We start from the raw sequence: 24494 nt of genomic DNA, 5'->3' as shown, positions 1-24494 counted from the left end.
CAGGTGCAATCGGGGAGCTGGGACCTGACAATTGCTTTGCCATTGCCGGGATGGACTTGCGGGACATTCAATCTAGGAAAATCGCATGAATTCGGAATTTGCCGTTCGTTCGATGCGGCCCGGCGAACTGGAACTCGTGCTCGAATGGGCGCGTCAGGAGGGTTGGAACCCGGGCCTCGACGATTCGCTTGCATTCCTCGATGCCGATCCGTCAGGATTTTTCGTCGGCGCTATCGGCGAAGTCCCCGTCGGGTCGATCTCGGTCGTCAAATATGGCGAGAGTTTCGCCTTCCTGGGCCTCTACATCGTCCATCCCGATTTCCGCGGCAAAGGCTACGGCAAGGCGATCTGGCAGGCGGGCATTGCCAGCGCGGGAGACCGCACGATCGGTCTCGACGGCGTCGCCGCACAGCAGGACAACTACCGCAAGGCCGGCTTCGAACCGGCCTACTCCACAATTCGCTACGGCGGGGTCGCCAACACCTTGCCTGTCTCGACGCTTGTCGCGCAGCCGGTGCTGGATTCACGCCTCGAAGGCCTGCAGCGATATGATTCGGCGATCTTTCCGCAGCCGCGGGATGCCTTTCTCGCTGCCTGGTGCACCGCCCGCAAGGGCCGTCGTTCGGCGGTGGTGCGCAAGAGCCACAAGATCCGCGGTTACGGCACCATCCGCCGCTGCTACGATGGCTACAAGATCGGCCCACTCTTTGCCAACGATGCCGATAGCGCTGCCGCGCTGCTTGCCGAATTGATCCCCGAGGCGAAGGGGGCCGCGGTCTTCATCGATATTCCCACGGCGAACCACGAGGCAGTCGCGCTTGCCGAAGGGCTCGGTCTTCAACCGGTGTTCGAGACGACACGCATGTATCGCGGGCCGGCGCCGGCTATCCCGCTGAAGCACGTCTTCGGCGTGACGACGCTGGAACTCGGTTAGGCTCTAGTCCACGGGTGAGGCGGGCACGGTTTGTGCCGAAGCTTTCGGCCGGCCCTTTTCGGCGATCGCGATGCCGCCTAAGGTCAGCACCAGCGCGATCACATGGAACGACTGCAGCTGCTCGCCGATCAGCGCGACGGAGAGCAGCGTTCCGAACACCGGCACGAGATTGATGAACAGGCCGGCCCGGTTGGCACCGATTGCCACCACGCCCTTGATATAAAGGATCTGCGCCACTAGTGACGGGAAGATCGCCGTGTAGAGAGTGATGACCCAGCCGGCCTGGTCCGGCCACTGCGCCCCGCCACGGCCGGCCTCCCAAAGGAGCAGCGGCAGCGAGGTGAGCATGGCGCCAAGCGCTGGGACCGCCATCAGCGTGCGCCAGTCCAGCGGCGGCTTCCAGCGCAGGAAGATCGTGTAGACCGAATAGGCGGCAATGGCGATCAGCATCAGCCCGTCGCCGCGGTTGAGGCCTAGTTGCAGCAGCGTTGAGAGGTCACCATGTGCGGCGGTCAAAGCGACGCCGATTAGCGTCATGCCGAAGCCGAGACATTGCGCCAGCGAAATGCCGGTACGGAAGAACATGAAATTCAGCAGGAAGATCAGCATCGGGATGCCGGCCTGCTCGATGGCGACGTTGATCGCAGTCGTATATTGCACGGCCGAGTAAAGCATGGCGTTGAAAAGGGTGTAGCCGATGACGCCGTAGAAGAGGAGCAGCGGAAGGTTCTTCCTGACCACCGGCCAGTCCTTGCGCAGTTGCGGTACTGAAATCACGGCGATCACCGCCACAGCGAGGAACCAGCGCAGGAAGGTCAGCATCATCGGGCTGATATGCCCGAGCGCGAGTTTGCCGGCGACGGAGTTACCACCCCAGCAGAGGGTGGCGATAACGAGGCAGATATAGGCCGTGGCTTGCAAGAGCGTTCTTCCCGTCTTTCCGCGATCGCCGTGCGGCGTTTTGTGACGGGAAATAGCCTGTCGGCTGCTGATTTGTCACGTAAAAAGCCCAATCTGCTGTGACAACAGGGTCGCTTTCCAAAAAACAAAGCTTTATAGATGCGCGGGTTTGAGCAGGTGCGCGGTTCCGCGCCGGTAACAGGAAGAGTTGGATGACGAACGTAGTCGTGGTCGGTTCGCAGTGGGGTGACGAAGGCAAGGGCAAGATTGTCGACTGGCTTTCGGAGCGTGCGGATATTGTCGTGCGCTATCAGGGCGGACACAATGCCGGCCATACGCTCGTCATCGACGGCACCAGCTATAAGCTCTCGCTCTTGCCGTCCGGCGTCGTGCGCCCGGGCAAGATGGCCGTCATTGGCAACGGTGTCGTCGTCGATCCGCATGCGCTGATCGCCGAGATCGGCCGGCTGGAGGCGCAGGGCGTGACGGTTACGCCTGACAATCTGCGCATTGCAGACAATGCGACGCTCATTCTTTCGCTGCACCGCGAGCTCGACGCGATGCGCGAGGATGCGGCGTCGAACAGCGGCACCAAAATCGGCACGACACGCCGCGGCATCGGTCCGGCCTATGAAGACAAGGTCGGCCGCCGCGCCATCCGCGTCATGGATCTTGCCGATCTCGATAGTCTTTCCGGCAAGGTCGACCGTATTCTGACGCATCACAATGCGCTTCGCCGCGGCCTCGGCGTTGCCGAAGTCAGCCACCAGGCGATCATGGACGAACTGACCTCGGTCGCCGATCGGGTGCTGCCCTTCCGTGATACGGTCTGGCTCTTCCTCGACAAGGAGCGTCGCAAGGGCTCCCGCATCCTGTTCGAAGGCGCGCAGGGCACTCTGCTCGACATCGATCACGGCACTTATCCTTTCGTGACGTCGTCGAACACGGTGGCCGGTCAGGCCGCTGCCGGTTCAGGCATGGGACCCGGCTCGCTCGGCTATATCCTCGGCATCACCAAGGCCTATACGACGCGCGTCGGCGAAGGCCCGTTCCCGACCGAGCTGAAGGACGCGATCGGTGAATTCCTTGGCGAAAAAGGTCATGAATTCGGCGTGGTGACCGGACGCAAGCGGCGCTGCGGCTGGTTCGACGCCGCACTGGTGCGCCAATCCATCGCCACCAACGGCATCACGGGCATCGCGCTCACCAAGCTCGACGTGCTCGACGGTCTCGAGGAATTGAAGATCTGCGTCGGCTATATGCTCGACGGCGAACAGATTGATCATCTTCCGGCAAGCCAGGGAGCGCAAGCTAGGGTCGAACCGATCTACATTACGCTGGAAGGGTGGAAGGAATCGACCGTCGGCGCCCGCAGTTGGGCGGATCTGCCGGCACAGGCGATCAAATATGTTCGCCAGGTCGAAGAGCTGATCGGGGCGCCCGTCGCGCTCCTGTCCACCAGCCCGGAGCGGGATGACACCATACTTGTGACCGATCCGTTTGAGGATTAAGCTCACGGGTCACTGTGGAGGATGGTTCGGTAGAGTGCCGGACTTCTTGAGAAAGTACTAATGGCGGATTTTATTGCAGTCATTCGGCGGGCCGTCGACGGCCTGGCTGAAAATACCCCTGAGATGCGGGTGAAAGTCTACGAACGTGCCCGCGGCGCAGTGCAGCGGCAGCTCGAGAACATGAAGCCGCGTCCGCCGGAAGCCATGCTGCAACGCCAGCTCGAAAAGCTCGAGGCCGCCATCCGCGAAGTGGAAGGCGAACACTCCGAGGCTTTGCCGCTCGATGCGCCGCTTGCGGACGTCACCGCGCCGGAATCCTTCGAAGAACAAGCGGTTCACGACGAAAGCGAACCGGCGTCGACGCCGGAGACGGCTGTCGAGGAGCCGGTCTACGAAGCCTATGCGGAACCGCGGGCGGCCGAGGCCGCCGACGAGCCCCATCACGTGGAAGCCGCCGCGCCAGAGGAAGCTGACGAAGAGGTCGCTGCCGAGGAGCCCCTTTCCGCGGAAGAACCTGGTCCCGCCGAAATCCCTGTTGCCGCCGAGACAGCGATTTTGCCGGAGACATCCGGTGCCGCCGAGACATACTGGCACCCCTCGCATGAGGAGGAAGCGCCGGCCGAGGAATGGCATGCCAGTGAGGCGCGCGACGTCGCTGCCGAAGATGTGCCCGCCGGATATGACGGCTGGGAGGCGCCTGCCGAGCATCGCAGCGAGCAAGCCGACGAAGACCGTGGTGATGAGCATCATCCCGTGGAAGCCGAAGAGATCGCGGCCGAACCGGCGGCGGCGGAAAGCGGGGGACCGGAGGCCGAGGAGGCTTACGAGCCCGTTGAGCCGTTGCAGCCGATCACCCGCGGCATAGACCATGCATCCAACCGGCTGGTGGAGCCGGTCGCCGATTTCGATCGTCCGCAGGAATTTGTCGAGCACAGCCGCGAGGAGCCGTTGCAGGGCGCCGCGGCGGCGCATTTCGACCCCGTCTGGACCGAACCCGTTGCCGAAACGCCGGCCCCGGCGCCCAAGGATGCGGAGACCGAATGGGCGGAAGAGGAACTCAGGCAATATTCGGAGACGGCGCCGGCACCGATTACGGCCGATGCCTCGGCGCGCGCTTTCGAGGAGGTGATATCGAGCCTCGAAAAAGTGGCACCCGCGGCCGTCATGCCGGCCGCCAAGGAAAGTTTTTCCTGGGAGACGGCTGCGTTCGACGATCTGCCGCCGATCGAGGCAGGCAGCAATAAGAAGACGCCGGTCGCCTCGCATTTCGACGATGTCGATATCTTCGCGGAAGTGCACAACGGCAAGCCGGCGCCTGCTGGCGGCGCGCCGAGCGAGGCCTGGCGAGAGGCGAAGGCGCTGCGCGGCTACGACCGCCGCGGATCGGTCGCCGCTGACGACGATGACGCCGATCCGGCAATGGATATTGATCAGATTGTTGCCTCCAAGCTGCAGGGCAAGAGCTTTCGTATCGAGCCGAAGCGCCGCCGCTTCGGCATCGGCACCGTGATCACGCTCATCTTCGCACTCATCCTGATCGGTGGCGGCGGCTATGCCGGCTGGACGAACAGGGAGGCGCTGGTGGCGATGGTCGACGGGCTCGTCAGCTCGGCACCGTCCCAGGCGACCAGGAACGAGGCGGCAACGCCGCCGGATCGCTCGGCGACGCCTGCTCAGCCCGGCGCGGTGACGCCAGCCCAGCCAAGCGCGGTGACGCCAGCCCAGCCGACCACACCAGGAGCGCAGAATACCCCAGCGACGCCGGCGCAGCCGAGCCCGAACCCGAACCCGAACCCGCAGGTAGCGTCAATGAACAATGACGGCGCTGCGGCCAATTCGAAATTCACCCAACGGCTGCTGACCGACGGGACCGAGGTCGACAGCGGACCGGCAACGGTACCGGGAACACCGACCGCGGAAGGAAAATCGGTCGCCGAACAGAATGTCGCGGCAGCAGATACGCCGCCTGCCAGCGCGCAGGGCGATGCGGCACCCGCCGAAACGCGGACGCCGAACGGCCCGGTGGCATCGCCGCAGCAGACCGCGCCCGTCGGTTCGTCGCAAAAGATGTTTCTCTATGAGGAACGCATCGGCCAGAGCTCGCCGACGGCGATCGAGGGATCGGTCGTCTGGAGCGTGCAGCACGAGGCCGGTCAGGACGGCCGGCAGGAGGCGACAGTGCAGGGCAACGTTACCGTACCCGAGCGCAATCTCTCGGCGCTCGTCACCTTCAAACGCAATTCCGATCCGTCGCTCCCGGCAAGCCATCTGGTCGAGATCGTCTTCTCGGTGCCGCCGAATTTCGAAGGCGGCAGCATCGAAAGCGTCCAGCGCATCTCGATGAAGCGCACGGAACAGGATCGCGGCGATGCGCTGATTGCGGTTCCGGCCAAGATCACCGACGATTTCCACATGATCGCGCTCAACGACTATCCCGATGCGCGCAAGGCCAATCTCGACCTGATGTCGACCCGCAATTGGATCGATATTCCGATTACCTACCGCAACGGCCGCCGCGCGCTGCTGACGATGGAGAAGGGCGGTACGGGGACGGACGCCTTCAATACCGCGATCAAGGAATGGACCGCACTCGGGGATGTCTCGACGAGCCAGTGATGGCTTTTCCCGGGTGCAGCAGAGATCAATGAAAAGAAAAGGCGAGCCGCAAGGCCCGCCTTCGTCAATTCTATCATGTTGCAGGTTTTATGCCGTGGCTTCGACGACCCGGACGGCCTTGGCGCGTTCCAGGGCTTCCTTGCGCACGGCGTCCTGCACCTTTTCGAAGGCGCGAACCTCGATCTGTCGGACGCGTTCGCGGCTGATGTCGAACTCGGTCGAAAGGTCTTCCAGGGTCACCGGATCCTCGGCGAGGCGGCGAGCCTCGAAGATGCGGCGTTCACGCTCGTTCAGCACGCTCATCGCTTTCGCCAGCATGCGCCGGCGAGTGTCGAGTTCGTCCTGTTCGATCAGCACGTCTTCCTGGCTGTCATGGTCGTCCACCAGCCAATCCTGCCACTGGCCGCCGTCACCTTCGGCTGCCTTGATCGGCGCGTTCAGCGAGGCGTCGCCGGAGAGGCGGCGGTTCATCGAAATGACCTCCTCCTCCGAGACGTTCAGCTTGGTGGCGATCTCCGAGACGTGCTCCGGCTTCAGATCGCCGTCATCAATTGCCTGGATGCGTCCCTTCAGCCGGCGCAGATTGAAGAACAGACGCTTCTGGTTGGCAGTCGTGCCCATCTTCACCAGCGACCACGAGCGCAGGATATATTCCTGGATCGAGGCCTTGATCCACCACATGGCATAGGTGGCGAGGCGGAAGCCGCGCTCGGCATCGAACTTCTTGACGGCCTGCATCAGGCCGACATTACCCTCGGAGACGACTTCGCCGATCGGCAGGCCATAGCCGCGATAACCCATCGCAATCTTCGCGACGAGGCGAAGATGGCTGGTGACCAGCTTGTGGGCAGCGTCGCGGTCGCCATGCTCGGCATAACGCTTTGCGAGCATGTATTCCTGCTGCGGCTCCAGCATCGGGAACTTGCGGATTTCGTCGAGGTAACGGTTGAGACCGGCTTCGCCGGCGGTGATGGACGGCAAGGTATTTCGGGCCATAGTGCACCCTCCTAAAGTGAATTCCGGTTCCCGATGGAAACGCATCCTCGCGTTAAAAAAGGCAAACCGGGGCGTGCGGCTCTCTCCGAGCCCGCACTAAGTCAATATATAGATAAGTGTGGCGAAACAGCGGTTCAAGATGCCGCTCATGCAGGTGTGAGGCGGGCAGGCGACATTTCGGAGCCGCCTTTATTGGCGCAGCGCCTCGATCAGTTCGACCATATCATCCGGCAGCGGCACTTCGAAATGCATGATTTCGCCGGTGCGGGGATGCTCGAACTGCAGCATGAAGGCGTGCAACGCCTGGCGGCCAAAACCGTTGACGATCTTGCGGATCTCTTCCGGCAGGAGATTGGCCTTGGTCTTGAAGCCGGCGCCGTAAACCGTGTCGCCGAGCAGCGGATGGCCGATATGGGCCATGTGGACACGGATCTGGTGGGTGCGGCCGGTTTCGAGGCGGCACTCGACCAGCGAGGCGAACGCGGTTGCGTCCGGCTTCTCATGGAAGCGCTCGATCACCTGGTAGTGCGTGATCGCCTCGTCGGCGTCCTGACTGTCGGGGCGCTTGACGGCGCGGCGCGTGCGGTCACCGGTGGCGCGGCCGAGCGGGGCGTCGACCGTGCCCGACAGCGTGCGGGGCCGGCCCCAGACGATTGCCTGATAGGCCCGCTCCAGCGGCATGGTGCGGCCATGGTCGGCAAATTGCAGCGACAGGTGACGATGAGCGATGTCGTTCTTGGCGACGACCATGACGCCTGTCGTGTCCTTGTCAAGACGGTGGACGATGCCGGGGCGGCGTACGCCGCCGATACCGGAGAGCGTATCGCTGCAATGGTGGATCAGCGCGTTGACCAGTGTCCCCGTCCAGTTACCGGCGCCGGGATGGACGACGAGACCGGAAGGCTTGGAGATGACGATGACATCGTCGTCCTCATGGAGGATATCGAGCGGGATGTCCTCGCCCTGCGGTGTCGGGTCTTCCGGCTCGGGCAGCGTGAGTTCGAAATTGTCGCCGGTGCGCACCTTGCGCTGCGGGTCGGTAACGGGTTCGCCGCGCAGAAAAACCTGGCCGTCCTTGATCAACGACTTGATGCGGCTGCGCGAAAATTCCTCGCCGACTTGCGCCGTCAGCCAGGCGTCCAACCTGCCTTCGGCAGTTTCATCGGCGGTCAGGACTTTTCTATTGCCGGCTGCTTGTTTAAAGGGGTCGCTCAAGACGCTTCTTCTCCGACGTATTTTTAGAACGGGATGCACAGATGACAGCAATCGAGCCAGACGACCAGGAAGAGAAGCCCCTTGATCCGGCGATGGAAAGTGTCCGGCGCAAGATGGTCCGCCTGCAGATCGTTTCCGGCGCCATCATGTTCGTGAGCCTTATGGCGGTCTTCGGCGCGGTTGTCTACAAGGTGATGCACAGCGAACCGAAGGAGACGGCGTCCGCTGTTGCCGCCTCCGGCGTACCCTCGGATGCGCCGCTTGCGGCGACCGTTTCCCTGCCGCTCGGCTTCAAGGTGCAGTCCACCTCGTTTTCATCAGGGCAGATCCTGTTCTACGGCGAAACGGCCGAGGGCAAGAGCAAGGCGCTGGTTTACGATCTCAGGACCGGCCGGACGGTTGCCGACGTCACTGTCGCGGGCAATTGAAACCGGCATGGCCGCCGTTCCGATCGACATCAACAGCGCCGACGATCCACGCGTCGCTGAATTCCGCGCGATCCGCGAGCGCGACCTGACGGGCCGAGAGAACCGCTTCATCGCCGAGGGCACCGTCGTGCTGCGCATGCTCGCCGAGGCGCATGCGGCAGGCCGCGGCTTTTTCGCCGAGAAGATCCTGCTGCTGCGCAATCGCGTCGAGGGCGTCCTACCCGTCCTGGAGCGGTTTCCGGCCGACGTGCCGGTCTATGTCGCCGGGTCTGATGTGCTCGACGGCGTCGTCGGTTTCCACCTGCACCGTGGCGTTCTCGCGCTCGGCCGGCGGGAGGATCGCGGCGAGGCGGCACTTCTCGACGCGCTGCCGGAACGGGCGCTGGTGCTTGTCGGTTGCGGCATTTCCAATCACGACAATGCCGGCTCGATGTTCCGCAATGCGGCCGCCTTCCGAGCGGACGCGGTGCTGCTCGACGAAACCTCCTGTGATCCACTCTACCGCAAGGCGCTGCGTGTCTCGGTCGGTTCGGTGCTGAGTGTTCCGCATCGGCGTGGCGGCAAGGCCTTGGATGTGCTCCTGGCGCTTGCCGAACGGGGCTTTGCCATCTGGACGTTTTCGCCGCACGGCAAGACCGATATCCGCGCCATTCCGGCCTCGACGCGGATGGCGCTCGTCGTCGGCACCGAGGGCGAGGGGTTGCCGGAGGCGCTGCTTGCGCGGTTCCGGAGCGCGCGCATTCCACAGTCGGAGGAACTCGACAGCCTCAATGCCGCGACGGCGACGGGTATCGCGCTGTTTTCCATGGCCTCCGCGATGGGGCGGATTTAGCCTATACGCCCGAAAATCGGAATCGTTTTTTGGGATTATGCCAATTCAAAATGATGGCGCGCCGCTCGTCTTATCCGACGCGCGCCGCGCTAAGGCGTCAGCGCGGGGGATCGGCGATGATCGCCGCCGCTCTGTCGGCAAGGCTGACGCGATCGTTGGGGTTCTTTTCCGCATGTGCGAGCAGCGTGCGGATCGGCGAGGAAGGCCCCTCGTTGAGTGCGGTCAGCGCCACCATATTGGCGGCGATCGAGGCGATCTCCTCGCGGATCGCGCCATCGCGCCCGGTTACGGCCTTTGCCTTTTGCAGGCGCTCGGCAAGGGCGGCGCTGCGCTTGCGGACATCCTCGCCCATCTCGGCCGTCATGGCGGCGGTGTCGAGCGCGGATGCGGTCGTGTCTTCGGCCATCATTTCCGCCGGCAGCTCCGCGACCATCCCGGCAAGGCCGGCGTCGCGCAATACCCGGTTGACCTTGCGGATCTCTGCGTTAGCGGCCTTCAACTGCTCCTTCAATTTGGCGATCTCCTGCTGGCGGCGAACGACCAGAGTTTCCTTTTCGGCGGCGGAAGCGCTCTCACGCGCGGCCTTATCCTCCAGGCGGATCACCATATGCTGCTGTTGCGTCAGTTTCTGTTCGGCATCCTTGGCGCGCTTCTGCAGCAGGTTGACGTCCTGACGCAGGGTATCGCGTTCGTCACGCAGCGCGTTGACGCGGAATTTCAGGCTCTCTGCCTCGGTTTCGCGCGCAGCCAGGTCGATCCTCAGCCCATCGACCTGTTCACCGAGTTTGCTCAGCCGCGTCCGCATCGTCGCCAGTTCGCTCTCCTTGCTGGCAGCGGACTGCTCGGCAATATGCAGGTTGGTCTTCAACTGGCTGATATAGTTCTCGTCCTTGCGCAGATGCGAGCGCTGGTCGGCGGCCTCGACATGCATCTCGCCGATCTGGGTCTGCAATTCGCCGATTTCGGCGGCAAGCCTGCCGGCATCGACGGCGAGTGCGTCATGACGAAGCTGGAGCGACAGGGATTTCTCGCGCTCACGCAGAAGATCCTGGGCCGTGCGGGCATTTTCGGCGGCATAGAGCGCACGCACCATATCCTTCTGGGCGCGAACCTCCTGAGGGCTCAGCGGCATCGTCGCTTTCAGCCTGTTCTCGGTATACCAGACAATGCGGCGGTGAACGGCGGGCGAGACCAAAAAGACAAGGAAGGCCGCGGTCAGGAAGCCCAATCCGAACAAAAGAGCATATTCGATCACGGCGCGGCCATCGGTAAGAAGGTTGATACGGCGTCAGCCGCGATAATTAAGCACGCATGACACGCATGGCAAGGCCGCCGGTGTGAGCGGCGGCAGATTCCGGTGGCTTTGCGGCCTCAGAAAGGGTTCCAGGTCGGCGCCTGGGTGATCTTGAGATAGCCGACATTGATGCCCAGGCGGGCGCCGACGCCGGTGCGGATCGGCACGACCAGCACGTCGTTGTTCTTGAGCAAGGTCATGCCGAAGCCGGCGATCACATAGGCCGAGCCGCTGACGCCGCCGAAGCGCGCATAGATGCCGTTGACGGAGGGCAGGTCGTAGACCAGCATCATCACGCGCGAGCCCTGGCCACCGTAATCGAGACCGAGCGAAGGTCCCTGCCAGTAGAGATTATGTTCACCAGCGTTCTTGGTGTTCAGCTGGCCTTCGCCATAGGTAAGACCGGCGATGAAGGCGCCGCCGCCTTCCTGTCCGAGGATATATCCGTTTGGCAGGCCGTATTTCTGGAACGCACTCTCGACGACCTTGGCAAGTCCGCCGCTGGCGGAACCGAAGAAGGAGTGGCCGGCGTCGACGATTTCCTGAATCGTGTACTGGCCGTTGTCCTGGGCGGTGGCCGGCCCGGCAACCATCAGCGAGGAGAAGACGAGGGCCGAAAGCAACCTGAAGAAGCCGATGAATCGGTGCGGAAATCGAAGGCGCATGGTGTCATCCGTTCGTCGTTTGGCTTGGAGCGGGCAACCGCTCGCGGCGATTGGTGCATTTTGCCCCGATGATCTTAACAATCGGTTTACCAAATATGGTGTCATTATGGCACCGAGTACGATCGCAAACTTCGCGCAATTTTGATGAAGCATATTCCGGGCGCGATGAAATTGCCGCCCCTCAGGAGACGATGATGTCCAAGAACCCAAATCTTACTCTGTCTGGCCCGGATCTGGCCGCGCTTCTTTGCAGCCGCGTTTGCCACGATGTTATCTCGCCCGTCGGCGCAATCAACAACGGCCTGGAACTCCTGGATGAAGGCGGCGCCGATTCCGATGCGATGGACCTGATCCGCACCAGCGCGCTCAACGCTTCCGTCCGCTTGAAGTTTGCACGCCTGGCCTTCGGCGCATCGGGTTCCGTCGGCGCCTCGATCGACACCGGCGAAGCCGAACGCGCTGCCAAGGATTTCGCCGTCGCCGAGAAGAAGACCGAAGTGATCTGGAACGGACCACGCGCCATCGTCGCCAAGAACCGTGTCAAGCTGCTGCTCAACCTCTTCCTCGTTGCCTATTCCGCCATTCCGCGGGGCGGCGTGCTCGAGGTAACGCTCGAAAATCCCGAGTTCGATGCCAGGTTCAGGCTCACGGCCAAAGGTAAACTGATGCGCTTGCCGCCGAAATTCGTCGAGATATCGACCGGCACCATCGAGGAGGCGATCGACGCCCATTCGATCCAGCCCTATTACACCGTGCTTCTGGCGCAGGAGTGCGGGATGACGCTTGAGCACAGCGCCAGTGCCGACGAACTGGTGTTCACGGCGGTGGCCGCGGCAGCCTGATTTCGGAGCGCGGACGCGTGCCCAGGCTCGTCCGGTAACGATTCCTTAGCCTGATGGACCTATTCTCCAGGGTTGTAAGAGGCCTCTTGCTACGACGAATGCGGGGGCAAAGGAGCGGCCATGCAAAGGTTCATGATCACCGATAATTCGGACATCGTCCGTAAGGTCGGCAAGCGCATTCTCTCCGAACTCGACTTTCTCGTCAGCGAAGCTTCCAACGCCGGCGAGGCGCTGCAGCGCTGCCAGGCGGAGCTGCCGGAATATCTGATCGTCGATTCCGGCATGGAAGGTGCGCTTGACCTCATCGCCGCCATCCGCGCCATGGAGGGCGGCAAAGAGGTCAAGATCTATTACTGCGTCGTCGAGGCGGATCTGAAGAAGCTGATGGCAGGCAAACGGGCCGGTGCCACCGACTTTCTGCTGAAGCCGTTCGATCGCAAGATCCTGACCGCCGTTTTCGGAAACCGCGCGATCGCCGCCTGACCGGCGCGGCCTCTTTCCCCGCCGATGTCGGCGTCCCTGGAGCATGACGCCGAAAGTGCAAGCACGTTCGACGGCTGCCACGTTCTATTTTCTTCATCGAGATACAGGGCGCTTCAGGCTGATCCAGCCTAAGATCCTCTACATCGGGTAAGTCTCGCCCATCGTAAGCAGAAACGAAAAATCCCGCCGAAAAGGCGGGATCTTCGTTTGTCCGATAAGGGGATCGGAAAAATATCAGGCGGTTTCGGCGTATTCGGCACCATCCGGCTCGCGAAGAACGTAACCGCGGCCCCAGACGGTCTCGATGTAGTTGGCACCGCCGGCAGCATTGGCGAGCTTTTTGCGGAGCTTGCAGATGAAGACGTCGATGATCTTCAGTTCCGGCTCGTCCATGCCGCCGTAGAGGTGGTTCAAGAACATTTCCTTGGTGAGGGTGGTGCCCTTGCGGAGCGAAAGCAGCTCCAGCATCTGATATTCCTTGCCCGTCAGATGGACGCGCTGGCCGCCGACTTCCACAGTCTTGGCATCGAGGTTGACGATCAGCTCGCCGGTCATGATGACCGACTGGGCATGGCCCTTGGAGCGGCGGACGATGGCGTGGATACGGGCGACGAGCTCGTCCTTGTGGAACGGCTTGGTCATGTAGTCGTCGGCGCCGAAGCCGAGGCCACGAACCTTGTCTTCGATGCCGGCCATGCCCGACAGAATGAGGATCGGTGTCTTGACCTTGGACAGTCGGAGAGTGCGAAGCACCTCATATCCGGACATGTCGGGCAGGTTCAGATCGAGAAGGATGATGTCATAATCATACAGCTTGCCCAGATCGACGCCTTCTTCACCGAGATCGGTGGTATAAACATTGAAACTCTCTGATTTCAGCATCAACTCGATGCTCTGCGCCGTCGCGCTGTCATCCTCGATTAGAAGTACCCGCATAATTATCCCCTTTACCGCCGCCGAAAGGTGGTCTGGCCCCCTACACGATACCGAACACGCTACGTGATTTGAAAGCTGCCACGAAATGGTTAACAAATTCTAATTCACTCTGGCAAGGAGTATCGAATTTATTAAACAATTTTTCCATTTCTCTGTTTTCCAATAGGAATCTCAAAAAGGCGTTCCTCTACTTTAACATTAGGAAACAGCGCTAAGTGATTCATCCGACTCGCCAATGAAAAGGTTCGAATTTCATGCCGCGGCATTTACCGACCCTTAAATCATCGGGCCTATCATTAACGATGCCCGTAAACGAAAGGTTACCAGCGGTAGGTATTTGTTAATATCGCAGGAAATTTTTTAGCAAACCGTGTCAAAGCGGCGCGCAGGGCGGTTTCAAGTTGAGCCGGGGTCTCGCATCACGGGAGTAATGCGTATGAAGTCGCGAGAAAGTCTCGTTCGCCTGAAGGAATTTCAGGTGAATGAAAAACGACGTCAGTTGCAGCAGTTGCAGATGATGATGTCCGAATTCGAACGGATGACGAAGGATCTGGAGAGCCAGATCGTCGTCGAGGAAAAGAAGTCCGGTATATCAGACCCGAATCACTTTGCTTATCCGACCTTCGCCAAGGCCGCGCGTCAGCGGGCTGACAACCTGCAGGTTTCGATCAAGGAACTGAAGATGCAGGAAGAGACGCTGGAAATGGCGCTCGAGGAGATGCAGGCGGAATATGCAAGGGCCACAGCGCTGGAAGAGCGTGACGGCGCCGCCCGCGCAAGGGCGTAAGAGAAACGGCGGGCGCCGGCTTCGGCGCTCTGGCATCGCCACTGAGAAGCCATGTATGATGGGCGCGCTGTCCGTCATACATGGCTTTTGGTGTTTGCGCCTTGGGGCGGCTCTCGCCGAAATCGAGGTTGTCAGGCCGCGAGCGATGGAAGACGCTAGGTCCAAAGCGGGTCACATCGAGCGTGATTCACACGATGCGATTGCATTTTTTGTGCGTGTCCCAAAACCGCTGCGTGTCTTTGAGCCCGCGCATTAGAGCGCCGCGGGCCCTTCCGGACACGCAAAAGGACGCTCTAACTCTTTCAATCTCGCATCGTGCTTTTCCGAAAATCGATACCGATTTTCGGGCCAATGGACTAAAGCGCGTTGCGATCTTTCAGATTCGCTCCTTGCGCTTTAGGTCCTTGTTTTTACGCATCTAGTTCACGACGTCTTTCCATTCCGGATGGCGTTGCGCCTGCGCCTTGAAGAAGGGGCAAAGCGGGATGATCTTCCAGCCACCGGTGCGGGCTGCTTCCACAGCATGGAGCGCCAACGCCTGGCCGACACCCTTGCCGCGCAGCGCATCGGGAACGCCCGTGTGATCGATGATGACGAGCTTCGGCGATGTGCGTGAATAGGTCATCTCCGCCTCGTGTCCTTCGACCTCGGCCGCATAACGGCCGCCGGAGGCGCCTTCCTCGTTTCGAATGTCCATTGTCTTTCCTCGTAACGGATTTGTCTTGGCGGACCGTGACATGGCGGCGCGGTCATGCCAAGCCGTGGAGGCAATAGAGGCAGGAGACGGAGTGTTCATGCAAAATATAGGGTCGATACGAGGTTCGCGGCAATGAAGGCGCTTTCGATGGCTCGCCCCGTGCTTCTCGTGGCCGCGCCGTTCTTCCTGGCGCTCGGCCTCGTCTTACCGCTGGTCCGTTTCGAGACTCTATATTTCTTCGACGACACGCCGTCGCTCATCGAAATCATCGTCTCGCTTTGGCAAGGCGGGGATGGGCTGCTGGCGGCGATCGTCGCGTTGGTTTCGATCCTGCTGCCGCTTCTGAAGATGATCGGCATCACCGCGGAGGCGATGGGGATGGCCGCAGAAGCGCCGGCCGCCGGCAGCGGGGTCGGCAGCCTGTTCTATCGTCGCGTCGTACCGCATCTGTCCAAGTGGTCGATGATGGACGTGCTGCTGGTTGCGATCGTCATTGCGGCGGCGAAGACGACTGGGCTGGCCGACGCCTTCACGCAGCCCGGCCTCTGGTGCTACGCGGCCTCGTCAATGATTTCGGGCCTTCTTCATTCCCTCATGGGAGATGCGTCCGGCCCGAAATAGATGTCGTCGATGCTGGCGCGTGATCAGTGACGATATTGCTGAATGCGCGTGGTGCGCAGGCCGGCGAGACCGTGACTGTTGATCGACGACTGCCAGGAGAGGAATTCTTCGACCGTGAGCGTATAACGCTCGCAGGCCTCTTCCAAGCTCAACAAGCCACCGCGAACAGCCGCGACAACCTCTGCCTTCCGGCGAATCACCCAGCGCCGCGTATTGGGCGGCGGAAGATCCGCAATCGTCAGGGGGCTGCCATCGGGGCCGATGACATATTTCACTCGGGGACGTATCATTTCGGTCATTGGACTCTCTACACAACGCAAGACCACGAGCCCCACTCTAGCCTGCCACATTTAAAAATTGCCTAAACCCATCGTAAGACTTTGATAACAAATTTAGACGCCCGGCCCTGGCCGGCGATTTGGAGCGGCCGCTTGCCGCTACGGCAATTTGTGGCGCCTGCATGGGAGCCATGTGGAATAAATATTAGCTGATTTCCCGGGATGATCTTATCAGCGCTGCAACATAAGACTGAGCGCAAGACTTCGTCTCCGTTCTTCCCGCTGTATCAGTCCAGTCGCGTTTTTGATGCTTCGTGTCCTCGGGATGCGAGACAGAAGCCATCTTTGCTGATGCTCCGGCGCCAGCTTCTCGCCGCCGGCAGCGAGGCCGAGCCGAAGCTGGCTATATGAGGATTACGAAGATGAAAAGACCTGAGCGCGCAGTCGACGACTGCGCTGAGGATGCTGTATTTTCGCCTTCGCAGGCCGATGGCGCCGGGGTTTCGTTCAATGATGGCAACGATCGGCTCGGCGAGATGGCGAAGCTTGCGGGCTTCGATTTCTATCTGCTCTCGGCTTTCCCGCGGGGCGACCGTACGGCTTTCACCGAAAACCGGCTGATCAGCAAATGGCCGCAAAGCCTTGTCGGCTTTTACGAGGCCGCCGATCTCTTCTATTGCGGCAGACTGGTGACTGCGATGAAGCGCGATCGTGCCGATCTTCTGCGAGGAGGGGCGTTTGCGGGCAGCGCCGCCAATCAGGAAAACCGCAAACTCAACAAGCTCTTTCGGATGCAAGGGCTGAAGGATACCTTCGCCTTCGCGCTACACGACGCTGACCTGAAATAATACATCTTCGCCTTCTCAGGCGGCTGTCCTATGCCCACACGAGCGCAGGCGATGGCGCTGCTCTACGGCTGCATGGAGCTTCTGGACAAAGTTTCGCGCAATGGCAGCGGGGAAGACGGTCCGTCGGAGGCGCTTACCCGGCCCGCGAAATCGAATGCTTGCGACGCTGGCTGATTCCTTTAATGGGAATCGATTTAAGGAATCAGCCAGCAATTCAAAGTGCTACAGCGTCCTTTGCGCGTCTAAAAAGACGCGCGGCGCTGTAGTCGGCGGCCGGCAAGAGCAGCGACGAGATCGCGATCGTTCTCGATCTCTCGTCGCATACGGTGGCAGGTTATCTGAAGAGCGCGATGCGCAAGCACGATTCGGTCAATCGCATGCAGGCGGTCGCCAGAGCATTCCGGTACCGGCTGCTCTAAAGCGCGTTACATCGCGCTTTAGGTCTTTGTCTCATGCATGTCGGTTTCCCGAAACCGCTGCACATTTGTGGGCGACATGCATAAGGCCGCCGGCCCCTTCTCACAAAGCTTAAAGCTTAGAAGCCTTTACCGCCGGTCAGCTCCGACACGACGGTTCCGACAATGATGCGGATGTCCATCCAGATCGAGAAATTCCCGACGTAGTAGAGATCGCTGGCAATGCGGGCGCGCGCCTTGGCCGGACGATCGGTCGGGCCGCGCAGGCCACGCATCTGGGCAAGACCGGTCATGCCTGGACGCATCGCATGGCGCTGATGGTATTCCGGTACGAGCTCTTCGTAGAGCACGCCGCCGGCGCGCATGCCGATTGCATGGCAACGCGGGCCGACGATCGACATATGGCCCAGCAGCACGTTCAGCAGCTGCGGCAATTCATCGACATTCGTCCGGCGTAGAATGGCACCGATGCGGGTGACGCGCGGGTCGTCCTTGACCGTCTGGGCAATGCCGGAGACGTCGCAAAGGTCGGTGCGCATGGAACGGAACTTGTAGACCTTGATGGCCTTGCAGTTCTTGCCCCAGCGGGTCTGCTTGAAAAGCACTGGTCCCGGGCTGTCAAGCTTGATCAGCAGGGCGACGAACAGAAGGAAAGGGGCGAGGACGAGGAGGGCGCTCAACGACGAAAAAATGTCGAACGCCCGCTTCAGGACGAGATCCACCAACGGCGCCTGCGGCGCATCGCTATGGATAACAGGGGTCTGGATCTTCAGGCTCGGCTGCTGGCGGCGGCTCGGCCGGAAGGACTCTGTCGAAATGCTGTTGTTTAGTTCCGTGATGCTCAAGGATCGTACTCTGTTGTCTTCGAGGGGGCGCGGCGGCAATAGGCGATCAATGGTTAACCCTGTCACCAGGGCTGCACTCAGGTCTTAGTAACCCTACTAAAACGGAAAAATGCGACAATTGTGTAATGGTGTCCAGAGAAATATCGCATCGCAACAAATCTTTCGCACTTGCGTTAAGTTGAGGCAAGCTCATGATATTTCGTTAATAATTGGAATTTTGTCAAAGTTTTTAGGCCTTTGGCAGGGGTTCACCGGGGGTTGGCGACGTGCTGTTTCGACACGTGCACCGGGTCTCTTAAGCATATTTCTTAACGGAACACGCGGCGAAATTTTTCGGATGAAGATATCGAGCACTGTCGAAGGCGTGCTGAAATGTGACAAAACCAAGGCAGGATTGTTGGCGCGCGGCGTCTTGAAAAGATGCAGGGCAACGGATTCGCCGCCGAATCGCTCAATGAGGGCCGATAACGCGAATCACTTCACAGCTGGAAAGGGAATCGTGGACGCGCTTTAAGGAGGGACGCTTGCTCAGTTGAGGCGCGCACGCCGGAGGCCGGTCGCGGATTGTCGCGACAGGTCTGAGCTCATGGTTACGATGCAGAGAATCGCGCCGCTTGCCGGTCTTCAGCGATCCTGAGGATGGTCACGCCGGTTCGAGGATGCGTTTCCTGCCGCCCCAGGAGATGAAGTTCGGGTTGGCGAAGTCGAAATCGGCCGCCTTTCCCGTCTTGCCGTAGGTCAGCGGCATTCCGTCCAGCGTCACCGTCGAACCGCCGGCGGCGCGCAGCACCGCATCGCCGGCCGCGGTGTCCCATTCCATCGTGCGGGTAAAGCGCGGATAGACGTCGGCCTTTCCCTCGGCCAGCAGGCAGAATTTCAGCGAGGAGCCGATATTGGTGCATTTGAAGATCGCGTGGTCGGCGAGAAAGCTTCCGGTCTCGGGGCTGTTGTGGCGAAGGCTTGCAAGCGCCAGCCTGTCGGCGGGCTGTTCGCGCACAGTGATTGTGCTGCGAGCGCCAACTGCGAAATCGTCCGTGACGACGAGCTTTTCGGCGTGGCCGCGTTCTCCCGAAAAGGCAAGCCCGAGCGCTGGCGCGTAGACAATGCCCGCCACCGGGGCGCCGTTCTCGATATAGGCGATGTTGACGGTGAATTCCTGCCGCCCGTCGACGAACTCGCGCGTGCCGTCGAGAGGGTCGACCAGGAAGAAGCCACGGCCGGCAATGTCGGGCACCTTGCCGGCGGCAACCGATTCTTCCGCCACGACGGGTATTTCGGGATAATCTCTGGCGAGATGAGCGAGGATGATGCGTTCGGCTTCCTCATCGGCGACCGTGACCGGACTTGCATCCGCCTTCATAGCGACGGGGAAGCCTTCGCGCAGGATCGTGATGATGGCCCTGCCGGCTTCGAGCGCCGCCTTTTCAAATGTCCTCAGCATTGTCCTTTTGCCGTTCGCCACGCGGCGAGCACCCATTGTCGCTCGTCCGCAAACCCCCTGTCACAACCAGATACTCAAGTTTATATGGTGTTCCCCGTCGTGCCCCGCATCCCTCAATGCACAGTCAGATGATGCTACCATAAGTTTTCAGCCTTGTCAGACGAAGATCGGGCATCGCTCGTGAAATGACATTCGTCAAAGAGGCTGCCGTGGGGTCTGAATTTGCTCCATCTTCCAATTCTGTGGAATAGCTTACGCGGCAAGCGGAGCAAGAAATCGACGGCGATATCTCCGGATGGTTAATCCAGTGGCAGTTTCTGGCTAAAAATAGGCCCTGCTCTGCCGTTTTTCTGTGGATTTTGGTTCAAAACGCGCCATCTAGCCCTGTTCTGACAAGAATCTGTCGGAGTAAATCCTTTTTGTCTTCACATTTCCAACGAAACCGCTATGCATTCGGCCTATGAGGTTCTCTGAAACGGAGAACTGAAGAACCAAAAAGAGATGCAGCGTGTTTCGCTCGCATCCAGGGGAAAACGACATATGGAGTATTTCGTCCAGCAGCTCTTAAACGGGCTGACGCTCGGATCCATCTATGGCCTTGTGGCTATTGGCTATACGATGGTTTACGGCATTATCGGCATGATCAATTTCGCCCATGGCGACATCTTCATGCTCGGTGGTTTCGCCGCTCTTATCGTCTTCCTCGTCCTCACATCCATCTTCGCAGGTCTCCCGGTGGCAGTTCTGCTGTTGGCGATGCTTGTCGTCGCGATGTTGATGACGAGTTTGTGGAATTGGACGATCGAGCGCGTCGCATACCGTCCCTTGCGCGGTTCCTTCCGCCTGGCGCCGCTGATTACCGCGATCGGCATGTCGATCACGCTGTCCAACTTCATCCAGGTGACGCAGGGTCCACGCAACAAGCCGATTCCGCCGATGGTGAGCTCGGTCTACCAGTTCGGCAACATCTCGGTGTCGCTGAAGCAGATCATCATCATCTTGATCACGGCGGTGCTGCTGACGATCTTCTGGTACATCGTCAATCGCACCGCACTCGGCCGTGCCCAGCGCGCCACTGAGCAGGATCGCAAGATGGCGGCGCTGCTCGGCGTCAACGTCGACCAGACGATCTCGATCACTTTCGTTATGGGTGCGGCACTCGCAGCCGTCGCCGGCACGATGTACCTGATGTATTATGGCGTCGCCTCTTTTAACGACGGCTTCACGCCTGGTGTGAAGGCCTTCACGGCAGCCGTTCTCGGCGGTATCGGTTCGTTACCCGGCGCCGTCTTCGGCGGCCTGCTTATCGGCCTTATCGAGTCGCTGTGGTCGGCATACTTCACCATCGCCTACAAGGACGTCGCGACCTTTGCGATCCTGGCTTTCGTGTTGATCTTCAAGCCGACCGGCATCCTCGGGCGGCCGGAAGTCGAGAAGGTATAACGTCATGGCAAAAATCGAAAATTCTGCAGGCAAGCCCGATGCCGGACTTGTCCGCAAAGGCCTTACCGAAGCTCTTTTCGCCGCAGTCCTGTCGTTCGGCATGTTCGTTCTCTATGTCGGCCTCAAGACCGACCAGAACATCAGCAACGAACTGATCATTGTCCAGCGCTGGGGCCTGCTTGCGATCTTCGTCGCGATCGCCGCCATCGGCCGCTTCGCCACGGTGGTTTTCCTGCGGCCGCATCTCGACAGCCGCAAGCTGGCAAAGGCGAGACACGGCGAACTCGACATCTCAACCGAGAAGAGCTTCTTCCACCGGCATTTCCTGAAGATCGCGCTGATCGCGCTGCTGCTTTATCCTATGGTGGTGGTGGCGATCAAAGGCCCTCAGGGCTCGCTGACATATGTCGACAATTTCGGCATCCAGATCTTGATCTATGTGATGCTGGCCTGGGGGCTGAACATCGTCGTCGGCCTCGCCGGCCTGCTCGACCTCGGCTATGTCGCCTTCTATGCCGTCGGCGCTTATTCCTACGCGCTGCTTTCGACCTATTTCGGCCTGTCCTTCTGGATGCTATTGCCGCTTTCGGGCATGTTCGCGGCACTCTGGGGCGTCATTCTCGGCTTCCCGGTGCTGCGCCTACGCGGCGATTACCTCGCCATCGTGACGCTTGCCTTCGGTGAAATCATTCGTCTCGTCCTCATCAACTGGACTCAAGTGACGAAGGGCACCTTCGGTATCTCGAGCATCCCGAAGGCAACACTCTTCGGCATTCCCTTCGATGCGACGGCCGGCGGCTTTGCCAAGCTCTTTCACCTGCCGATCTCCTCGGCCTATTACAAGATCTTCCTCTTTTACCTGATCCTGGCGCTCTGCATGCTGACCGCCTATGTCACCATCCGCCTGCGCCGCATGCCGATCGGACGCGCCTGGGAAGCCTTGCGCGAAGACGAGATCGCCTGCCGTTCCCTCGGCATCAATACGGTGACGACCAAGCTCACCGCCTTTGCGACGGGCGCGATGTTTGCCGGTTTCGCCGGCTCGTTCTTCGCCGCCCGCCAGGGCTTCGTTTCGCCGGAATCCTTCGTCTTCCTGGAATCGGCCGTCATTCTGGCCATCGTCGTTCTCGGCGGCATGGGCTCGCTGACCGGCATCGCGATCGCCGCCATCGTCATGGTCGGCGGCACCGAGTTGTTGCGCAGCATGGGCTTCCTAAAACTGATCTTCGGACCCGATTTTACGCCCGAACTCTACCGCATGTTGATCTTCGGCCTCGCCATGGTCGTCGTCATGCTGTTCAAGCCGCGCGGCTTCGTCGGCTCGCGTGAGCCGACAGCCTTCCTCAGAGCGCGCAAGGCGATATCCGGAAGCTTCATCAAGGAGGGCCATGGTTGATGAGCCCTGTAAAGAATACGATGTCTGACGACACTCTTCTCAAGGTCGAGCACCTGTCGATGAAGTTCGGCGGCCTGATGGCCATCAACGACTTCTCCTTCGAAGCCAAGCGCGGCGATATCACCGCGCTGATCGGGCCGAACGGCGCCGGCAAGACCACTGTCTTCAACTGCATCACCGGCTTCTACAAGCCGACGATGGGCATGATCACGTTCAACCAGAAGAGCGGCAAGCAATATCTGCTCGAGCGTCTTCCGGACTTTCGCATCACCAGGGAAGCCAAGGTCGCACGCACCTTCCAGAACATCCGGCTGTTCTCCGGCCTGACCGTTCTCGAAAACCTGCTGGTTGCCCAGCACAACAAGCTGATGAAGGCATCGGGTTATACGATCCTCGGCCTTATCGGTGTCGGCCCCTATAGGCGGGAAGCGGCCGCTGCAATCGAGCTCGCCCGTTTTTGGCTCGAGAAGGCCGACCTGATCGACCGCGCCGACGACCCGGCCGGCGACCTGCCCTATGGCGCCCAGCGGCGTCTCGAAATTGCCCGCGCCATGTGTACCGGTCCGGAGCTGCTTTGCCTGGACGAGCCGGCTGCCGGCCTCAACCCACGGGAATCGGCAACGCTCAACGCGCTGCTGAAGAGCATTCGCGCCGAAACAGGAACGTCGATCCTGCTGATCGAGCACGACATGTCGGTGGTCATGGAAATCTCCGACCACGTCGTCGTCCTCGAATATGGTCAGAAGATTTCCGATGGCACGCCGGATCACGTGAAGAACGATCCGAGGGTCATCGCGGCCTATCTTGGCGTCGAGGATGAAGAAGTGGAAGAGGTGATCGCAGCCGTCGAGCAGCTCGAAGGAGGCGCAAACTGATGCGCGATGAAGTAATGACGGGTCAACCGCTCCTTCAGGTGAATAGCGTCGAAACCTATTACGGCAATATCCGGGCGCTGGCCGGCGTCGATGTCCACGTCAACAAGGGCGAGATCGTCAGCCTGATCGGCGCCAATGGCGCCGGCAAGTCGACACTGATGATGACGATCTGCGGCAGCCCGCAGGCCCGCATCGGTTCGGTGGTCTTCGAGGGCCGCGACATCACCCGCATGCCGACGCATGAAATCGCCCGTCTACGCATTGCACAGTCGCCGGAAGGCCGCCGCATCTTCCCGCGCATGACGGTTCTGGAAAATCTTCAGATGGGCGCCGGCCTCGACAATCTGAAACACTTCGCCGAAGACGTCGAGAAGATCTTCACGCTCTTCCCGCGGCTCAAGGAACGTCACGCCCAGCGGGGCGGAACGCTTTCGGGTGGTGAGCAACAGATGCTGTCGATCGGCCGCGCGCTGATGGCGCGCCCGAAGCTGCTGCTTCTCGATGAACCCTCGCTCGGTCTTGCGCCGCTGATCGTCAAGGGCATCTTCGAGGCGATCAAGAAGCTCAACGAGGCGGAGGGGCTGACCGTTTTCCTCGTCGAGCAGAACGCGTTCGCCGCCCTCAGGCTTTCTCATCGCGCCTACGTGATGGTGAACGGCAAGGTGACGATGAGCGGCTCCGGCAAGGAGCTTCTTGCCAATCCCGAGGTTCGCGCCGCCTATCTCGAAGGCGGAAGACACTAGGTCGAAAGGAGAGTTTGACATGCAGGGACTTTTCTTCGAAGCGGATGCCGGCTCCCTTGTGGCGATCCGTGTCATCGTCTTGCTCTTAGGCTTCTGGACGGCATGGCGCGCCGGCAAAGCGGTTGCCGAAGGCTGGGCCGACTATCCGTTGGTCATCGTCTATACATTCCTGCTCGCCTGGGCGATGCAGTTCCTGCATCATGCCCTGTTCAATGGCCCGATGCTCAGCGCCTTCTACTATATCCTCGACTTCGTGACCCTGCTGGTGTTCTCTACGGCCGGCTTCCGCTACCGCCGCACCAATCAGATGGTTAACAACTATTACTGGCTGTACGAAAAAACTTCCGCGTTTTCGTGGAAGGACAAACATTGACAGTCCGTTGAAACTAGGCATGAATTGCCTTCCGAGTGGAACAGCTTTCCTGGCGCAGTCAATGGTGGGTAGTGCGCTG

General features: G+C 60.5%; 24 protein-coding genes and 1 pseudogene. 15 read left to right on the top strand and 10 right to left on the bottom strand.

Annotation, left to right across the window (positions count from 1 at the left end):
• Positions 1-85: 85 nt before the first annotated feature.
• On the top strand, positions 86-934 hold the full coding sequence (locus N2A41_RS16965; RefSeq protein ID WP_260109287.1) for a GNAT family N-acetyltransferase: 849 nt from the start codon (positions 86-88) through the stop codon (positions 932-934).
• A 3-nt stretch (positions 935-937) separates the two neighbouring features.
• On the opposite strand, the gene N2A41_RS16960 is transcribed toward N2A41_RS16965, so the two are convergent.
• Positions 938-1855, bottom strand: coding sequence for a DMT family transporter (locus N2A41_RS16960; protein ID WP_260109286.1), 918 nt, complete (start codon positions 1853-1855; stop codon positions 938-940).
• 191 nt (positions 1856-2046) lie between these two features.
• Here N2A41_RS16960 and N2A41_RS16955 point away from each other — a divergent pair, with 191 nt between their 5' ends.
• Positions 2047-3345 (top strand): adenylosuccinate synthase, encoded by a 1299-nt coding sequence (locus tag N2A41_RS16955; protein ID WP_011653210.1) that lies wholly within the window; start codon positions 2047-2049, stop codon positions 3343-3345.
• A gap of 60 nt (positions 3346-3405) precedes the next feature.
• Positions 3406-5961 carry a hypothetical protein gene (locus tag N2A41_RS16950; RefSeq protein ID WP_260109285.1) on the top strand — a complete coding sequence of 852 codons (2556 nt, stop codon included), beginning with the start codon at positions 3406-3408 and terminating at the stop codon, positions 5959-5961.
• 87 nt (positions 5962-6048) lie between these two features.
• On the opposite strand, the gene rpoH is transcribed toward N2A41_RS16950, so the two are convergent.
• The gene (gene rpoH, locus N2A41_RS16945) at positions 6049-6957 is read right to left on the bottom strand and encodes an RNA polymerase sigma factor RpoH (protein ID WP_003542378.1); all 909 of its coding nucleotides are present in this window, start codon (positions 6955-6957) and stop codon (positions 6049-6051) included.
• A gap of 189 nt (positions 6958-7146) precedes the next feature.
• Positions 7147-8172 (bottom strand): RluA family pseudouridine synthase, encoded by a 1026-nt coding sequence (locus N2A41_RS16940; protein ID WP_260109284.1) that lies wholly within the window; start codon positions 8170-8172, stop codon positions 7147-7149.
• A gap of 41 nt (positions 8173-8213) precedes the next feature.
• Between N2A41_RS16940 and N2A41_RS16935 the strand changes: the two genes are divergently transcribed.
• Together N2A41_RS16935 and N2A41_RS16930 are read left to right on the top strand one after the other, a co-directional pair.
• Positions 8214-8600, top strand: coding sequence for a hypothetical protein (locus N2A41_RS16935; protein ID WP_017965853.1), 387 nt, complete (start codon positions 8214-8216; stop codon positions 8598-8600).
• A gap of 7 nt (positions 8601-8607) precedes the next feature.
• On the top strand, positions 8608-9432 hold the full coding sequence (locus N2A41_RS16930; RefSeq protein ID WP_170281531.1) for a TrmH family RNA methyltransferase: 825 nt from the start codon (positions 8608-8610) through the stop codon (positions 9430-9432).
• 97 nt (positions 9433-9529) lie between these two features.
• On the opposite strand, the gene N2A41_RS16925 is transcribed toward N2A41_RS16930, so the two are convergent.
• Complete coding sequence (locus tag N2A41_RS16925; protein ID WP_222386786.1) at positions 9530-10687, bottom strand: hypothetical protein; 1158 nt, start codon at positions 10685-10687, stop codon at positions 9530-9532.
• A gap of 116 nt (positions 10688-10803) precedes the next feature.
• On the bottom strand, positions 10804-11391 hold the full coding sequence (locus N2A41_RS16920) for a DUF1134 domain-containing protein (RefSeq protein ID WP_170278836.1): 588 nt from the start codon (positions 11389-11391) through the stop codon (positions 10804-10806).
• Between the two features lie 194 nt (positions 11392-11585).
• On the opposite strand from N2A41_RS16920, the gene chpT reads away from it, so the two are divergent.
• Complete coding sequence (gene chpT, locus N2A41_RS16915) at positions 11586-12233, top strand: histidine phosphotransferase ChpT (protein ID WP_026154325.1); 648 nt, start codon at positions 11586-11588, stop codon at positions 12231-12233.
• A 120-nt stretch (positions 12234-12353) separates the two neighbouring features.
• Complete coding sequence (locus tag N2A41_RS16910; protein WP_003542364.1) at positions 12354-12716, top strand: response regulator; 363 nt, start codon at positions 12354-12356, stop codon at positions 12714-12716.
• A gap of 234 nt (positions 12717-12950) precedes the next feature.
• Here the strand turns inward: N2A41_RS16910 and ctrA are convergent, their stop codons facing one another.
• Entirely contained in the window at positions 12951-13652 is a 702-nt protein-coding gene (gene ctrA, locus N2A41_RS16905; RefSeq protein WP_003542362.1) for a response regulator transcription factor CtrA, read from the bottom strand.
• Positions 13653-14088: 436 nt separating this feature from the next.
• Between ctrA and N2A41_RS16900 the strand changes: the two genes are divergently transcribed.
• The gene (locus tag N2A41_RS16900) at positions 14089-14439 is read left to right on the top strand and encodes a hypothetical protein (protein ID WP_024319371.1); all 351 of its coding nucleotides are present in this window, start codon (positions 14089-14091) and stop codon (positions 14437-14439) included.
• A 418-nt stretch (positions 14440-14857) separates the two neighbouring features.
• On the opposite strand, the gene N2A41_RS16895 is transcribed toward N2A41_RS16900, so the two are convergent.
• Positions 14858-15136, bottom strand: a complete 279-nt coding sequence (locus tag N2A41_RS16895; RefSeq protein ID WP_017965846.1) for a GNAT family N-acetyltransferase — start codon at positions 15134-15136, stop codon at positions 14858-14860.
• A 54-nt stretch (positions 15137-15190) separates the two neighbouring features.
• Between N2A41_RS16895 and N2A41_RS16890 the strand changes: the two genes are divergently transcribed.
• Positions 15191-15757 (top strand): paraquat-inducible protein A, encoded by a 567-nt coding sequence (locus N2A41_RS16890; protein WP_260109283.1) that lies wholly within the window; start codon positions 15191-15193, stop codon positions 15755-15757.
• 23 nt (positions 15758-15780) lie between these two features.
• Here N2A41_RS16890 and sciP read toward each other — a convergent pair whose 3' ends face one another.
• Positions 15781-16056, bottom strand: coding sequence for a CtrA inhibitor SciP (sciP, locus tag N2A41_RS16885; RefSeq protein ID WP_007533628.1), 276 nt, complete (start codon positions 16054-16056; stop codon positions 15781-15783).
• A gap of 401 nt (positions 16057-16457) precedes the next feature.
• Between sciP and N2A41_RS16880 the strand changes: the two are divergent.
• Positions 16458-17302, top strand: a pseudogene (locus tag N2A41_RS16880) (response regulator transcription factor).
• Between the two features lie 116 nt (positions 17303-17418).
• Here N2A41_RS16880 and N2A41_RS16875 read toward each other — a convergent pair.
• Together N2A41_RS16875 and cysQ are read right to left on the bottom strand one after the other, a co-directional pair.
• Positions 17419-18144, bottom strand: a complete 726-nt coding sequence (locus N2A41_RS16875) for a sugar transferase (RefSeq protein WP_026154324.1) — start codon at positions 18142-18144, stop codon at positions 17419-17421.
• A 643-nt stretch (positions 18145-18787) separates the two neighbouring features.
• Positions 18788-19585 (bottom strand): 3'(2'),5'-bisphosphate nucleotidase CysQ, encoded by a 798-nt coding sequence (gene cysQ / locus N2A41_RS16870; protein WP_017965842.1) that lies wholly within the window; start codon positions 19583-19585, stop codon positions 18788-18790.
• A gap of 540 nt (positions 19586-20125) precedes the next feature.
• Here cysQ and N2A41_RS16865 point away from each other — a divergent pair.
• From N2A41_RS16865 to N2A41_RS16845, 5 genes are read left to right on the top strand one after another with little or no spacing between them, the layout of a single operon-like run.
• Positions 20126-21028, top strand: a complete 903-nt coding sequence (locus tag N2A41_RS16865) for a branched-chain amino acid ABC transporter permease (RefSeq protein ID WP_170261673.1) — start codon at positions 20126-20128, stop codon at positions 21026-21028.
• Between the two features lie 4 nt (positions 21029-21032).
• Positions 21033-22424, top strand: coding sequence for a high-affinity branched-chain amino acid ABC transporter permease LivM (livM, locus tag N2A41_RS16860; RefSeq protein ID WP_017965840.1), 1392 nt, complete (start codon positions 21033-21035; stop codon positions 22422-22424).
• Positions 22424-23299: an ABC transporter ATP-binding protein gene (locus N2A41_RS16855; protein ID WP_020486146.1), complete on the top strand. Its 876-nt coding sequence runs from the start codon at positions 22424-22426 to the stop codon at positions 23297-23299. Before livM ends, N2A41_RS16855 begins: the two co-directional genes overlap by 1 nt.
• Positions 23299-24042: an ABC transporter ATP-binding protein gene (locus N2A41_RS16850; protein WP_260109282.1), complete on the top strand. Its 744-nt coding sequence runs from the start codon at positions 23299-23301 to the stop codon at positions 24040-24042. Before N2A41_RS16855 ends, N2A41_RS16850 begins: the two co-directional genes overlap by 1 nt.
• 19 nt (positions 24043-24061) lie before the next feature.
• The gene (locus N2A41_RS16845; RefSeq protein WP_017965837.1) at positions 24062-24415 is read left to right on the top strand and encodes a DUF6867 family protein; all 354 of its coding nucleotides are present in this window, start codon (positions 24062-24064) and stop codon (positions 24413-24415) included.
• Positions 24416-24494: the final 79 nt, after the last annotated feature.

The organism is Rhizobium sp. SRDI969, assembly GCF_025152725.1.
Lineage (GTDB): Bacteria > Pseudomonadota > Alphaproteobacteria > Rhizobiales > Rhizobiaceae > Rhizobium > Rhizobium leguminosarum_I.
Note: the sequence above shows the minus strand (reverse complement) of the source record. Positions and strands in the feature narration are given on the sequence as shown.